Source organism: Staphylococcus sp. GDY8P72P, assembly GCF_016890655.1.
GTDB lineage: Bacteria > Bacillota > Bacilli > Staphylococcales > Staphylococcaceae > Staphylococcus > Staphylococcus arlettae.
On sequence record NZ_JAFEQJ010000006.1, the window covers coordinates 20,280 to 35,416 of the forward strand.

Genomic DNA, 15,137 nt, shown 5'->3' on the forward strand with positions numbered 1-15,137 from the left:
CGGGAGTGGTTGAATGAAATCAAAAGTTTTTGATTGTTCACCACTTCCGTTGTTTTATTTTGATACTGCTATAATGATAAATATACTGTATAAAGGAAACTACTTTTTATTTATACTAATATTTTGTATAATGACTGTTGGAAATGAGGGAGAGTTAAATGATTAAATCAAAATTTAATTGGGATATCCAAACATCTGAACAAGCCATTTCAGATGATATTATTACTGATTATAAATTAACTCCTATAATTACTAAAATTTTAGAGAGTAAACATATAACAACACGTGAACAAATAGAGATGTTAATCAATACATCTTATATTAATCATGACTCTTGGCGTTTGAGTGATATGCAAAAAGCCATAGATCGCATTAACCTAGCAATTGATCAAAATGAAAAAATATTAGTATATGGGGACTATGATGCTGATGGAGTAACCTCAACAACCATCTTAGTTAACACATTAAGAGAGTTAGGTGCACATGTTGGTTGGTATATACCTAATCGTTTTTCAGAAGGATATGGTCCTAATGAAGCAGCTTTCAAACATGCATATGAAGAAGGTATAAATTTAATCATTACGGTTGATAATGGTATTCAAGGACACTCTGAAATAGAGATGATTCAAAGTTTAGGTGTCGATGTAATTGTCACGGATCATCATGAAATAGGGCGTACCATGCCTGATGCTTATGCTATAGTTCATCCAATGCATCCAGAATACGATTATCCTTTCGAATATTTATGTGGAGCTGGAGTAGCGTATAAAGTAGCGCAAGCATTATTAGATAACCCTCCAGAGTATTTTCAGGCTTTAGTAGCCATTGGTACTATCGCTGATTTAGTATCACTTACAGATGAAAATCGTTCATTAGTTCAACGAGGATTAGAAATTTTGAATAGCCATTGTCCAGTAGCGATTCAAGCATTGTTAGAACAAGCAGGTTATAAAGATGAGATTACCGAAGAGACAATAGGTTTTATCATTGGGCCACGCTTAAATGCAGTTGGTAGATTAGAAGATGCAGCACTTGCAGCCGAGCTATTAATGACTAACGAATTTGAAGAAGCACAATATTTAGCTGAACAAGTTGAATTTTTTAATCAAGAACGTAAAGATATTGTTGCTAAAATAACAGAAGAAGCATTAGTTATGGCTGAGCAACAAGTACAACAAGGCGCTAAATTTTTATTGTTAGCACAAGAAGATTGGCACGAGGGTGTTTTAGGTATTGTCGCATCAAAAATAGTAGAGACATATAGTTTGCCAACGTTGATTTTAAACATTGATACAGTACAAAATCATGCTAAAGGTTCTGCCAGAAGTATAGATCAAGTTTCGATGTTCGAAATTTTAACTGCACACTCGGATTTGATTTCGAAATTTGGTGGACATCACATGGCAGCTGGAGTTACTTTGCCAATAGATAATGTAACTGCATTAGCAGATGGTTTAAAATTATGGATGGAAGAATTAGCAACTACAACATCATTAGAACCTCGAAAAAAAGTGGACGTAAAGATCACCGAAGCAGACATTACTTTGCAAAATATTCATGACATACAGCGTTTACGACCTTTTGGCACAGATTTTGCATTACCGTGCTTTGCACTAGAAGATATTATGGTCCATCAAGCTAAAGGTATCGGGCAAGATAAAAAGCATCTAAAATTGTCACTCGGTGAGGGCCAATTACAAGCCATTTTTTGGCAAAATGGTCATTTAACGAGTCAGTTGAATACAGAACAACCGATTAATATTATAGGTACTTTACAAATAAATGAATGGAATGGACATCAATCACCACAATTCATGCTTCAAGATTTATCGAGTACCAATTTACAAATTTTAGATTATAGAAGCAAAAGTAAAATTACTGATTTGAATTCAGCTGATACGGATGTAGCATATTTGATTCATCCACAACAAGATAAATTAGGAGAAAATTATTATTACTATGGAGAAGCCATCACGCAAAACTATGAGAAATATGTTTTCAGAGATTTGCCTTCGACCGTAGCAGAAATTAAACATACCTTAAAGCATGTTAAAGTATCTCAAATATATTTAATGTTGAATCATCAACATTCTGTATATTTTGAAGGTGTTCCTAAAATGGATCAATTTAAGCAATGTTATAAAGCATTAATGTCAAAAGGTGAAACTAATTTAGCGCAAGATGGTATACAATTGTGTGATTTTTTAAGTATTAAACCTAATTCACTTAAATTTATTTTGAAAGTTTTTTTAGATTTGAACTTTATAAAAGATGAAAATGGTATAATAACTGTAAACAATGATACAGATAAAAAAACGATTGAATCTAGTAAGTATTATCAAGCGCGACTTGAACGCATGGAAGTTGAAAAGATTTTACTTTATCAAGATATAAATCAGCTTAAACAATGGATTAAAGCAGAATTAGTGAGTTAAATAGGAGGAAGTTTGAATGGATTTAAAACAATATGTATCGGAAGTACAAGATTGGCCTACACCGGGTGTGAATTTTAAAGATATTACAACTATAATGGATAATGGTGAAGCATATGGCTATGCTACAGATCAAATTGTAGATTATGCCAAAAATAGAAATGTTGATTTAGTTGTAGGACCAGAAGCAAGAGGCTTTATTATTGGATGTCCTGTGGCTTATTCAATGGGTATTGGCTTTGCACCGGTACGTAAAGAAGGAAAATTGCCAAGAGAAGTTATTCGTTATGAATATTCTTTAGAATATGGTACTAATGTATTAACGATGCATAAAGATGCTATTAAACCAGGGCAACGTGTTCTTATCACAGATGACTTGTTGGCTACTGGTGGTACGATTGAAGCAGCTATCAAATTAGTGGAAGAGCTTGGTGGTATTGTTGTAGGTATTGCATTCATTATTGAGTTGAAGTACTTAAATGGTATTGAAAAAATACAAGATTACGATGTAATGAGTTTAATTTCGTACGATGAATAATTAAATATTTTTAATGAAGAAATAATAGTGTTGCTGTAAATGGTGATGTTATTATTTCTTTTTAAATTAAAATTCTGTGTATTCACATTATTTTAATTAATACATATGGATACAATGTGTTAAATTATAATTGCTGAGGTTGTTAAATTAAAAATAGTACAATTTAATAGCTTAACTCTTACATAACTCGTTTATTTATTTTACAACATGTAGTATCATATAACTATTATTTATAAAATTGTGCGTATAATAGACTAATGTATAAAGTTATTAGTCAACATAGGTAACTTTACCGTATGAACATTTTAAATGATTAATTTTTAAGTGTGGGGTGTCTTAAGTGAATAACGAATATCCATACAGTGCTGACGAAGTACTTTATAAAGCGAAATCGTATTTATCAAAAGATGAGTACGAATATGTGTTAAAAAGCTATCATATTGCTTATGAGGCACATGAGGGTCAATTCCGTAAAAATGGCTTGCCTTACATTATGCATCCAATACAAGTGGCTGGCATTTTAACTGAAATGCATCTAGATGGACCTACAATTGTTGCTGGTTTTCTACATGATGTGATAGAAGATACGCCCTATACATTTGATGACGTAAAAGCTATGTTCAATGAAGAAGTGGCGATGATAGTTGAGGGTGTAACAAAACTTAAAAAAGTTAAATATCGATCTAAAGAAGAACAACAGGCTGAAAATCATAGAAAGTTGTTTATTGCCATTGCCAAAGATGTACGTGTAATTTTAGTGAAGCTTGCCGACCGCTTGCATAATATGCGTACTATTAAGCCAATGCCAAGAGATAAACAAATTCGAATTTCGAAAGAAACATTAGAGATATATGCACCACTTGCACATCGTTTAGGGATTAATACAATTAAGTGGGAGTTAGAAGATACTGCATTACGTTATATTGACAGTGTTCAATACTTCAGAATAGTTAATCTTATGAAAAAGAAACGCAGTGAACGTGAAGCGTATATTCAAAATGCCATTGACCAGATTCAATCTGAAATGAGTGCTATGTCGATTGTTGGTGATATTAATGGCAGACCTAAACATATTTATAGTATATATAGAAAAATGGTCAAACAGAAGAAACAATTTGACCAAATTTTTGATTTATTAGCGATTAGAGTAATCGTTAATTCCATCAATGATTGTTATGCTATTTTAGGTTTAGTTCATACCTTATGGAAACCAATGCCAGGACGTTTTAAAGATTACATTGCCATGCCTAAGCAAAATATGTATCAGTCATTACATACGACTGTTGTTGGGCCGAATGGAGACCCATTGGAAATACAAATTAGAACGTTCGAAATGCATGAGATTGCTGAGCATGGTGTAGCTGCACACTGGGCATATAAAGAAGGAAAGCAGGTCACTGAAAAGACAGAAGATTTTCATAATAAATTAAATTGGTTAAAAGAACTAGCAGAAACTGATAACACAACTACAGATGCTGAAGAATTTATGGAATCTTTAAAATTTGATTTACAAAGTGATAAAGTTTATGCATTCACGCCAGAAAGTGATGTTATAGAATTACCATATGGCGCGGTACCAATTGATTTTGCTTACACTATTCATAGTGAAGTTGGTAATAAGATGATAGGTGCAAAAGTTAATGGGAAAATTGAACCAATTGATTATGTATTGCAAACAGGAGACATTGTTGAAATACGAACAAGTAAACATTCCTACGGACCAAGTAGAGATTGGTTGAAAATTGTAAAATCTTCTAGTGCGAAAAGTAAAATCAGAAGTTTCTTCAAGAAACAAGACCGATCATCTAACATAGAAAAAGGTAAATTTATGATAGAAGCGGAGATTAGAGATCAAGGCTTTAGAGTTGATGACGTGCTTATCGATGAAAACATAGACGTAGTCAATAATAAATATAACTTTGCGAATGAAGAAGATTTATATGCTGCAGTTGGTTTTGGTGGTGTTACAGCATTACAAATTGTAAACAAGTTAACTGAAAAACAGCGTATTCAAGATAAACAAAAAGCTCTAAATCAAGCACAAGAAATTACTAAATCCGTACCTATCAAAGAGGACATTACGACAGATAGTGGTGTTTATGTTGAAGGAATTGAAAACGTATTAATTAAACTATCGAAATGTTGTAATCCAATCCCAGGTGATGATATTGTAGGATATATTACTAAAGGGCACGGAATCAAAGTTCACAGAACAGATTGTCCAAACATCAAAGATGAAAAAGATAGATTGATAGATGTAGAATGGGTAAAATCAAAAGATTCAACACAACGGTACCAAGTCGATTTAGAAGTTACTGCATATGACCGTAATGGTTTATTAAACGAAGTATTACAAGCAGTAAATTCAACTAATAGTAATTTAGTGAAAGTATCTGGCCGTTCAGATATTGATAAAAATGCAGTCATTAATCTAAGTGTCATGGTAAAGAATGTAAATGAAGTTTATCGCGTAGTTGATAAAATAAAACAACTAGGCGATGTCTATACTGTAACTAGAGTTTGGAATTAGAGGTGCCACATATATGAAAATCGTTTTGCAGAGAGTAAAAAATGCAGCAGTTACGAATGATTCAATAAATAATCAGATTCAACAAGGATATTGTTTATTAGTAGGTGTTGGTCAACAATCAACGTCAGACGATATTGAGATATTAGCAAAAAAAATTGCTAATGCACGTTTGTTTGAAGATGACAATGGGAAAATGAATTTAAGTATTAAAGACATTGCAGGTGAAATTTTGTCAATTTCACAATTTACATTGTATGCAGATGTCAAAAAAGGCAACCGTCCAGGATTTACAAAATCTATGAGTCCTGATAAGGCGAATGAACTTTTCGAACTATTTAATGATGCCTTACGAGTATATGATTTAAATGTATTAACAGGTGAATTTGGCACTGATATGCAAGTTGGCATAACAAATGATGGACCTGTTACTATTATTTACGAAAGTCAGGATGGCAAAATTATATGAAACGGCTCAATACTTGGTTAAGCAATCATAAAATGAAAAATATCCCCACTCTAATTGTCCTGGTAATTTTTATTGTATTTGTCATTATGTTAATTGCCTTTTTAAATCACAATGACGAAGATAGTAGTACTATTTATATTACCGAAGATGCAGATATGCTTACTGGACCTAATGCAACGTATCCCAAAATTAAATCTGTATCTAAAGGACAAAACTTCCATAAAATAGGTGAATCCGGTAAATGGATTGAAATAGAATCCAATAACGGTAAAGAAAAAGGTTGGATTGCTGGTTGGCATACGAATTTAAATATTGCCCCTGATAAGACAGCAAGTGCAAAACCACTAAAAAATAAAACAATAGTACTTGACCCTGGTCACGGTGGAAGTGACCAGGGAGCTTCAAGTAATACACAGAAAAAAAGCTTGGAAAAAGTATACACTTTAAAAACAGCTCAAGAATTGAAAACGTTATTGGAAAAAGAAGGTGCCCATGTCAAAATGACACGTGAAACTGATGAATACGTTACGTTAGATGAGCGAAATTTAAAAGGTGATGCTTTTATAAGTATACATAATGATTCATTGAAATCACAAAAAGCAAACGGTAGTACCGTTTACTGGTTTAAGAAAAATCAAAAAGCATTAGCAGAAACTTTAAATGCAAGTATTCAAAAAAAGGCATTATTATCTGATCGGGGAGCAAGACAACAAAACTATCAAGTATTGAGACAAACAAACGTACCAGCTGTATTGTTAGAATTAGGCTATATAAGTAATCCTACTGACGAAAATATGATTCGTGATGAATTACATCGAAAAATAGTTGAACAAGCAGTGATTGACGGGTTACGTTCATATTTCGCTGAATAAAAAGGTTGCAAAAATAATGTAAAGTAGTTATCATTATTATGAATTAGATAAATAAACCGTTATGATTCTTGAAATACTTAAACAAAAAGGTAACACGTAAATGTGTGTAGAGATATAAATCTTGGCTGAAAATTTATACTGAGTCGTTTAAGCTATATGAACACAAGAACAGGTGCTTTATACAAAATAAAGCCGTTTGACGAACGTTACTCGTCTAAAGTGGACTATAACTTATATTTTATAGTCAATTAGGGTGGCAACACGGCACAATCGTCCCTTGTATGATAATTCATCATGCAAGGGGCTTTTTTATTGTTAAAAGGAGAGATAATATGATAAATATTCCAAGAGGTACACAGGACATACTTCCTGAAGACACTAAACAATGGCGATATATTGAAAATAAATTAGATGAATTAATGACTTTATATAATTATCAAGAAATTCGTACACCTATTTTTGAAAGTACTGAATTATTTGCTCGTGGTGTTGGCGATTCAACTGATGTTGTACAAAAAGAAATGTATACTTTTTTAGATAAAGGCGATCGCAGTATTACTTTACGACCTGAAGGTACCGCTGCGGTGGTAAGATCTTATATCGAACATAAAATGCAAGGTGATCCTAACCAACCTGTAAAATTGTATTATAACGGTCCTATGTTCAGATATGAACGCAAACAAAAAGGACGTTACCGCCAATTTACACAATTTGGCGTTGAGGCAATTGGTGCCGAAAATCCTAGTATTGACGCTGAAGTTTTAGCTATGGTTATGCATATATATCAATCATTTGGATTAAAACATTTAAAATTAGTTATTAATAGTATCGGTGATGCAGATTCACGCAAAGAATACAATGAAGCATTAGTAAAACATTTTGAACCAGTAATCGGTGACTTTTGTTCAGATTGTCAATCACGTTTACACACTAACCCAATGCGTATTCTTGATTGTAAAGTCGATAAAGATAAAGAGGCGGTAAAAACTGCACCCCGTATTACCGAATTTTTAAATGCTGAATCAACTAAATATTATGATGAAGTTAAACAACATTTAGACAATTTAAATATTCGTTATGAAGAAGATCCTAACTTAGTAAGAGGTTTAGATTATTACACTCATACTGCATTTGAATTAATGATTGATAACCCGAATTACGATGGTGCAATAACGACACTTTGTGGTGGTGGACGTTACAATGGTTTACTTGAATTATTAGGCGGTCCAAATAATACTGGTATTGGTTTTGCATTAAGTATTGAACGCTTATTATTAGCATTAGAAGATGAAGGTATTGAGTTGGATGTCGAAGATGATTTTGATTTATTCATTGTTACGATGGGTCACGAAGCTGATAACTATGCCGTTAAATTGTTAAATGAACTTCGGCATAATGGTGTGAAAGCTGACAAAGATTATTTGAGCAGAAAAGTGAAAGGCCAAATGAAACAAGCGGATAGACTACAGGCAAATTATACAATTGTCATCGGTGATCAAGAATTAGAAAATAATGAAATTGACATTAAAGATATGGCTACAGGAAATACAGAAAAAATTAATTTAGATGAAGTTGTCGCATATTTTAAAAAGAAGGAGTAGATGAAAGTGAGTAAGAGAACAACATATTGTGGATTAGTAACAGAAAATTTATTAGACCAAGAAGTAACATTAAAAGGATGGGTTCATAACCGTAGAGACTTAGGTGGTTTAATATTTATTGATTTAAGAGATAGAGAAGGTTATGTACAAATCGTCTTTAACCCGTCATTTTCAGAAGAAGCTTTAGAAACAGCTGAATCCGTTAGATCAGAATATGTTGTAGAAGTAACAGGTGTAGTCACAAAACGTGATCCTGATACAGTAAATCCTAAAATAGCAACAGGACAAGTAGAAGTACAAGTTTCAGAAATTAACATTATTAATAAAGCTGAAACACCACCATTTTCAATTAATGAAGAAAATCAAAATGTTGATGAAAATATTCGTTTGAAATATAGATATTTAGATTTACGCCGACAAGAACTTGCGCAAACATTTAAAATGCGTCATCAAACAACACGTTCAATTCGTCAGTATTTAGATCAAGACGGCTTTTATGATATAGAAACACCTGTATTAACAAAGTCTACACCAGAAGGAGCACGTGACTACTTAGTACCTTCACGTGTACATGAAGGAGAATTTTATGCTTTACCACAATCACCACAAATTTTTAAACAATTATTGATGATTAGTGGCTTCGACAAATATTATCAAATCGTTAAATGTTTCCGTGATGAAGATTTACGTGCTGACAGACAGCCTGAATTTACACAGGTCGATATTGAAATGAGTTTTGTAGACCAAGAAGATGTAATGGCAATGGGCGAAGATATGCTGAAAAAAGTTGTAAAAGATGTTAAAGATATTGAATTAACAGAACAATTTCCACGTATGACATATAATGAAGCGATGACACGTTTTGGTTCAGATAAACCAGACACTCGTTTTGGTATGGAATTAATTGATGTGTCACAACTTGGACATGATATGGACTTTAAAGTGTTTAAAGACGCTGTAAATAACAATGGACAAGTAAAAGCTATAGTGGCAGAAGGTGCGGCAGATCAATATACAAGAAAAGATATTGATGGTTTAACAGAATTTGTAAATATCTACGGTGCTAAAGGTTTAGCTTGGGTTAAAGTTGTAGAAGATGGTGTTAACGGTCCAATTGGTCGTTTCTTTGAAGATAGCCATATTGCTACTTTACAATCATTAACTGGAGCAAAAGCAGGTGACTTAGTACTTTTCGTAGCTGATAAACCAAATGTAGTTGCTCAAAGTTTAGGTGCTTTACGCTTGAAATTGGCGAAAGAATTATCACTTATTGACGAATCAAAATTAAACTTCTTATGGGTAACTGATTGGCCACTATTGGAATATGATGAAGATGCAAAACGTTATGTTGCAGCACATCATCCATTTACATCACCAAAACAAGAAGATATTGCTAAATTATCTGACTCTCCAGAACAAGTACAAGCTAATGCATATGATATTGTACTTAATGGATATGAATTAGGTGGTGGCTCAATCAGAATTCATGATGGTGAGTTACAAGCAAAAATGTTTGAAGTGTTAGGATTTACTGAAGAACAAGCTAGAGAACAGTTTGGCTTCTTATTAGACGCATTTAAATACGGTGCACCACCTCATGGCGGTATCGCATTAGGACTTGATCGTTTAGTTATGTTATTAACGAATAGAACTAATCTTAGAGATACAATTGCATTCCCTAAAACAGCTTCAGCTACATGTTTATTAACGGATGCACCAAGTGAAGTTTCAGATAATCAATTAGAAGAATTATCTTTAAGAATTAGACATTAATAAATTATATAAGTTTTAATTCTTGCTAATATATAATTATGTGTTATTATTATCTTATAAGGTAGTCATCTGTAGTGTTCGTAAGTTGCTTTTTAATTTGGGCCTAACACTCTTTGATCAGGGAGCCCAATAGGTTTTCTCATAGCGCACACGCCTCAATTAGGAGGACTTGCAAAATGAGAAACAGGGCACCCACCTGTATTTAGCAGGCCGAATGATCAAGCTATTATAACTACGACATAAACGGACTCTATCGGTACGCAAGACTTCGGTCTTGCGTATTTTTTTGTGAATAAAAAATTAAAATCTATGTAAAATTCATGTATAATTATATTTGATAGAAAGTTAAATTTATAAGGAGTTTGATTATGAAGCACCAATTTTCGAGAAATGAATTGGCATATGGTCAAGAAGGTTTAGATTTATTAAAAGAACAAACAGTAGTTGTGTTGGGGGTCGGCGGTGTTGGTACTTTTGCAGCAGAAGCATTAGCTCGTACTAATATTGGACATATCATTTTAATTGATAAAGATGATGTCGATATTACTAATGTTAATCGTCAAATACATGCCTTAACAACAACGATTGGTCAAAGTAAAGTTTCCTTAATGGAAGAACGCATTAAATTAATTAATCCTGATTGTAAAGTGACAGCATTGCATATGTTTTATACAGAAGATACTTATGAGGATCTTTTTGAAAATTACGATATCGATTATTTTATTGATGCAAGTGACACAATTATGTATAAAGTCCATTTGATGAAAGAATGTTTAGAGCGTAATATCAAAGTGATTTCTAGCATGGGTGCAGCTAACAAAATTGACCCTACACGTTTTGTAATTGAAGATATTTCTAAAACACATACAGATCCTATCGCTAAAATCATTAGAAGAAAATTAAAAAAATTAGGTATTACAAAAGGTGTACCAGTAGTATTTTCAGATGAAAGTCCACTGGTTATTAGAGAAGACGTAAAAGAAACTGTTGGTGATGCTAATGCACCGACTAGAAAAGGACAAATGCCACCGTCTTCGAATGCATTTGTACCAAGTGTTGTTGGCCTAATTTGTGCAAGTTATGTCATTAATGATATTTTAAGTGATATCCCTGTGACACGTATTAAAGATAAAGGACAATAGTAGCAGGTTCGGTGCTATTTAGTGTACAAAACATACACTTACAAATTTTTTGCTGTTGATTTTGTTATTGTAATGCTAAAAAATATGAAGGTGGAATAACATTGATTTGTTCCACCTTCATTTCATATTGGTAGTAGCTGACTGTATTGAAACTGTGCTTCAAATCAAGATTTTTTCAATGCTAGTCATCATTTCCGACTTTGTTGGCAGTTTTTATGCACGCTTTCCGCGGGCACTGCCTCAGCCTGTAGTCTTCGGCAAGTGCGAGTCGGCATAAGTCACTGCCAATACTATACAAAAGCCTTAATATGACAAAAGTTTAACGACAAAGTTTTCGACTTTGTTGGCAGTTTTTATGTACGCTTTACGTAGGCACTGTCTTAGCTTGTAGTCTTCGGCGAGTGCTATTCCCGCAGGAGTCGCACAAGTCGCTGTTAATAGGACTTGAAAAATAATATAAATAGAAATAAACCTTCACAGTATAGTGAAGGTTTATTTTTGTTGGTTTTGTGTTATATTGTCGAAGATTTGTTTGAATTGTTGTTCACTTTTGGAAGTAGTTTTGGGTTCATAATATATTTTATTTTTTAGTTTATCCGGCAAGTACTGTTGTGCAACAAATCCGTTATCATAATTGTGTGGATATTTATAACCAATTGCACGTCCGAGTTCTTTAGCTCCACTATAATGACCATCTTTTAAATGATTAGGAACTTGTCCTGCATAGCCTTTACGTATATCTGAAAGGGCATGGTCAATTGCTGTAATACCTGAGTTTGATTTTGGAGATAAGCATAATTCAATGACTGCTTGGCTTAATGGAATTCGTGCTTCAGGGAATCCTAGTCTTTCAGCTGCTTCAATTGCTGCTAATGTACGTTGACCTGCATTAGGTGACGCTAAGCCTACATCTTCATAACTAATAACTAGTAAACGTCTAGCTATTGTTGGTAAGTCTCCAGCTTCGATAAGTCGCGCGAGATAATGCAAAGCTGCATTAACGTCACTACCTCTAATAGATTTCTGGAAAGCACTCATTACATCGTAGTGCATATCACCATCTTTATCACTTAAAAATGCCCCTCTTTGAAGACAATCTTTTGCATCTTGTAACGTAATATGTCGTCCATGTTCTGATGTTTCTGAACTTAAAACTGCTAATTCTAAAGCGTTTAAAGCGCTTCTTACATCACCTTGACTCTGGGTTGAAAAATATATCAAAGCATCTTCATCTATAGTGGGCGCATAAGATTTTAACCCATTTGTTTCATCATCTAGTGCACGTTCTAATGCTAAACGAATATCATCTTCGTTTAAAGGATAAAGTTCAAAAATTTGAGCTCTTGATCTAATAGCAGGATTAATCGCATGATATGGATTTGATGTAGTTGCACCAATTAATACTATTTTGCCATTTTCTAAATGTGGTAATAGAAAATCTTGCTTTGTTTTATCTAATCTATGAATTTCATCCAACAGTAAAATGACTTGACCAGACATTTTCGCTTCTTCAACTACCATTTGCATATCTTTTTTAGAATTGGAAACTGCATTTAATTGCCTGAACTTATACTGTGTACTTCCAGCAATTGCTTTAGCTATACTAGTTTTACCAATGCCTGGAGGGCCATAGAAAATCATGGAAGATAAACGTTTAGTATCAACCATTCTTCTAATTATCCCTCTAGAACCTACTAAATGTTGTTGTGAGATGATTTCATCTATATTATTGGGACGCATTCTAGCCGCTAATGGTTCATTTGTCACATCATTCACACCTTTCTAATATTATATTAACGTAAAAAATGATAAAATGGGAATAAATAAGTAGACGAATTAAGTGAGGTTATACAATGAAAATATCAACAAAAGGAAGATATGGATTAACATTAATGATATCTTTAGCTAAAAAGCAAGGACAAGGATGTGTATCCTTAAAATCAATCGCTGAAGAAAATAACTTAAGTGACTTATATTTAGAACAACTTGTTGGCCCGTTAAGAAATGCTGGCCTTATTAGAAGTGTACGTGGTGCTAAAGGTGGCTACCAACTAAGAGTGCCTGCTGAAGAAATCAGTGCTGGTGATATTATAAGGTTGTTAGAAGGTCCTATAACATTTGTAGAAAGTATTGAATCTGAACCACCTGCCCAAAAGCAATTATGGATACGTATGAGAGATGCTGTGAGAGAAGTTTTAGATAATACGACGTTGCAATATTTAGCAGATTATAAAGAAACAAATAATTTAGATGGCTACATGTTTTATATCTAATCAAATAAATTATTATTTTTATGTTTAATAATACTATGTAGTGGTATAACTGTAACATGTATCGATGAAGGAGGTAATTACATGGCTGATGAAAGCAAGGTAGAACAAGCCAAAGGTAACATCAAAGAAACAGTCGGTAATGTGACAGATAATAAAGACCTTGAAAATGAAGGAAAAGAAGATAAAACTTCTGGCAAGGCAAAAGAAGTAGTGGAAAATGCTAAAAATAAAGCAAATGAAGCAATTGATAAATTAAAAAAATAAACTTATATTAAATTGAAAGGGGCTATTAAAAATGGCTGAAAATTTCTTAAATAAAGCAAAAGATGCTGCTAAAAGCGTATCTGATAAACTAAAAAATGTTGATAACGAAAAAGCACAACAAGCGAGTGAACAAATCGATAAATTCACTGGCGGCAATAAAGAAGATAACAACGATAATAAAGATGAGAAATAATAAAAAGCAATACCTACGTGGTATTGCTTTTTTGTTATTTTAATTGCTGTTGTTTACTTTAGAAATTACATTATTTAAGCGTTTAAAGGAAGCTAGTTGTTCTTGTTGGTCGTAAACATAACTTATAGCCATTAATTCATCAATGTCACCATGCTCTTGCATAAATGATTCTAATTTAGCTTGCACAGTTGCTTCAGACCCAACTAAAGATTGCTCCATACGCTGTTTAGCTAATTCAAATTCACGAGGTGTTAAAATACCTTGTAAGTCATCAGTAGGAGGTTGAACCGGTTGCATTCTTCCACGTGTTACACTAACCATGACTTGTGCTTGTGTAGTAGCTAAAAATTCTGCTTGTTCATCAGTTTCTGCGACAATTGCATTTAAGCAAACAATCATATAAGGTTCAGCTAAATACTCTGATGGTTCAAATAATTCTTTGTAGATTTGTATTGCTTCATGCATTTGTTGAGGCGCAAAATGACCGGCAAATACATAAGGTAACCCTTTACGCGCTGCTAGATGTGCAGAATCTGTTGATGACCCTAGAATATATAGTGGCACATTTTTATCGACAGCTGGGTAAGCACGAACGTAGCTTTGTTTATTTCCTGGTCCAAAATAAGTAGCTAGCAGTTCTACTTCTTCTGGAAATTCATAAACACCATTATGTTGGTCTCTTCTTAATGCGCTTGCAGTCATCATATCCGTGCCAGGTGCACGTCCTAAACCTAAATCTACACGATCGGGGAAAACAGTTTCCATCGTACCAAATTGTTCTGCGACAACTAGTGGTGCATGGTTAGGTAACATAATACCACCAGAACCTACACGGATACGTTTGGTATGTTCTAATGTGTGTTGTATTAGTAACGCTGTTGCTGAACTAACTAAATTAGGTGCATTATGATGTTCTGCAATCCAATAGCGTTCATAACCTAAGTCTTCTAAATTTTGTGCTAGTGATACCATGTCACTGATAGCATCTTTATCTGTTTGGCCTTCTCTTATAGGAACCAAGTTTAATGCTGAAAGTTTTATATTAGGCATTGC

The 15,137-nt window shown here is 33.4% G+C and carries 13 protein-coding genes and 1 other RNA gene; 12 read left to right on the forward strand and 2 right to left on the reverse strand.

The annotated features are described in order from the left end of the window. The first annotated feature begins 158 nt into the window (after positions 1-158). The 9 genes from recJ (at position 159) to JVU85_RS01315 (ending at position 11,354) form a co-directional block, all read left to right on the forward strand. Positions 159-2,435 carry a single-stranded-DNA-specific exonuclease RecJ gene (gene recJ, locus JVU85_RS01275; protein WP_002510447.1) on the forward strand — a complete coding sequence of 759 codons (2,277 nt, stop codon included), beginning with the start codon at positions 159-161 and terminating at the stop codon, positions 2,433-2,435. Between the two features lie 16 nt (positions 2,436-2,451). Next, positions 2,452-2,970, forward strand: coding sequence for an adenine phosphoribosyltransferase (locus JVU85_RS01280; RefSeq protein WP_002510448.1), 519 nt, complete (start codon positions 2,452-2,454; stop codon positions 2,968-2,970). A gap of 340 nt (positions 2,971-3,310) precedes the next feature. After that, complete coding sequence (locus JVU85_RS01285; RefSeq protein WP_021459896.1) at positions 3,311-5,500, forward strand: RelA/SpoT family protein; 2,190 nt, start codon at positions 3,311-3,313, stop codon at positions 5,498-5,500. Between the two features lie 13 nt (positions 5,501-5,513). Further along, positions 5,514-5,966: a D-aminoacyl-tRNA deacylase gene (dtd, locus tag JVU85_RS01290; protein ID WP_002510450.1), complete on the forward strand. Its 453-nt coding sequence runs from the start codon at positions 5,514-5,516 to the stop codon at positions 5,964-5,966. Further along, positions 5,963-6,838 (forward strand): N-acetylmuramoyl-L-alanine amidase family protein, encoded by an 876-nt coding sequence (locus tag JVU85_RS01295; RefSeq protein ID WP_002510451.1) that lies wholly within the window; start codon positions 5,963-5,965, stop codon positions 6,836-6,838. The genes dtd and JVU85_RS01295 overlap by 4 nt, the downstream gene beginning before the upstream one ends. 332 nt (positions 6,839-7,170) lie before the next feature. Then, positions 7,171-8,439 carry a histidine--tRNA ligase gene (gene hisS, locus JVU85_RS01300; RefSeq protein ID WP_002510452.1) on the forward strand — a complete coding sequence of 423 codons (1,269 nt, stop codon included), beginning with the start codon at positions 7,171-7,173 and terminating at the stop codon, positions 8,437-8,439. Positions 8,440-8,445: 6 nt separating this feature from the next. Beyond that, complete coding sequence (aspS, locus tag JVU85_RS01305; protein ID WP_002510453.1) at positions 8,446-10,212, forward strand: aspartate--tRNA ligase; 1,767 nt, start codon at positions 8,446-8,448, stop codon at positions 10,210-10,212. 63 nt (positions 10,213-10,275) lie between these two features. Beyond that, a non-coding RNA gene (gene ssrS / locus JVU85_RS01310) (6S RNA) lies at positions 10,276-10,466 on the forward strand. Positions 10,467-10,580: 114 nt separating this feature from the next. Next, positions 10,581-11,354 (forward strand): tRNA threonylcarbamoyladenosine dehydratase, encoded by a 774-nt coding sequence (locus tag JVU85_RS01315; RefSeq protein ID WP_002510454.1) that lies wholly within the window; start codon positions 10,581-10,583, stop codon positions 11,352-11,354. A 492-nt stretch (positions 11,355-11,846) separates the two neighbouring features. Here JVU85_RS01315 and JVU85_RS01320 read toward each other — a convergent pair whose 3' ends face one another. Then, entirely contained in the window at positions 11,847-13,121 is a 1,275-nt protein-coding gene (locus JVU85_RS01320; protein ID WP_021459898.1) for a replication-associated recombination protein A, read from the reverse strand. 86 nt (positions 13,122-13,207) lie between these two features. On the opposite strand from JVU85_RS01320, the gene cymR reads away from it, so the two are divergent. The 3 genes from cymR (at position 13,208) to JVU85_RS01335 (ending at position 14,084) form a co-directional block, all read left to right on the forward strand. Next, the gene (gene cymR, locus JVU85_RS01325) at positions 13,208-13,627 is read left to right on the forward strand and encodes a cysteine metabolism transcriptional regulator CymR (protein ID WP_002510456.1); all 420 of its coding nucleotides are present in this window, start codon (positions 13,208-13,210) and stop codon (positions 13,625-13,627) included. A gap of 81 nt (positions 13,628-13,708) precedes the next feature. Further along, the gene (locus JVU85_RS01330; protein WP_002510457.1) at positions 13,709-13,891 is read left to right on the forward strand and encodes a CsbD family protein; all 183 of its coding nucleotides are present in this window, start codon (positions 13,709-13,711) and stop codon (positions 13,889-13,891) included. A 31-nt stretch (positions 13,892-13,922) separates the two neighbouring features. Then, positions 13,923-14,084 (forward strand): hypothetical protein, encoded by a 162-nt coding sequence (locus JVU85_RS01335; RefSeq protein ID WP_002510458.1) that lies wholly within the window; start codon positions 13,923-13,925, stop codon positions 14,082-14,084. A gap of 39 nt (positions 14,085-14,123) precedes the next feature. Here the strand turns inward: JVU85_RS01335 and JVU85_RS01340 are convergent, their stop codons facing one another. Beyond that, entirely contained in the window at positions 14,124-15,134 is a 1,011-nt protein-coding gene (locus JVU85_RS01340; RefSeq protein WP_204172044.1) for an LLM class flavin-dependent oxidoreductase, read from the reverse strand. Between the last annotated feature and the right edge of the window lie 3 nt (positions 15,135-15,137).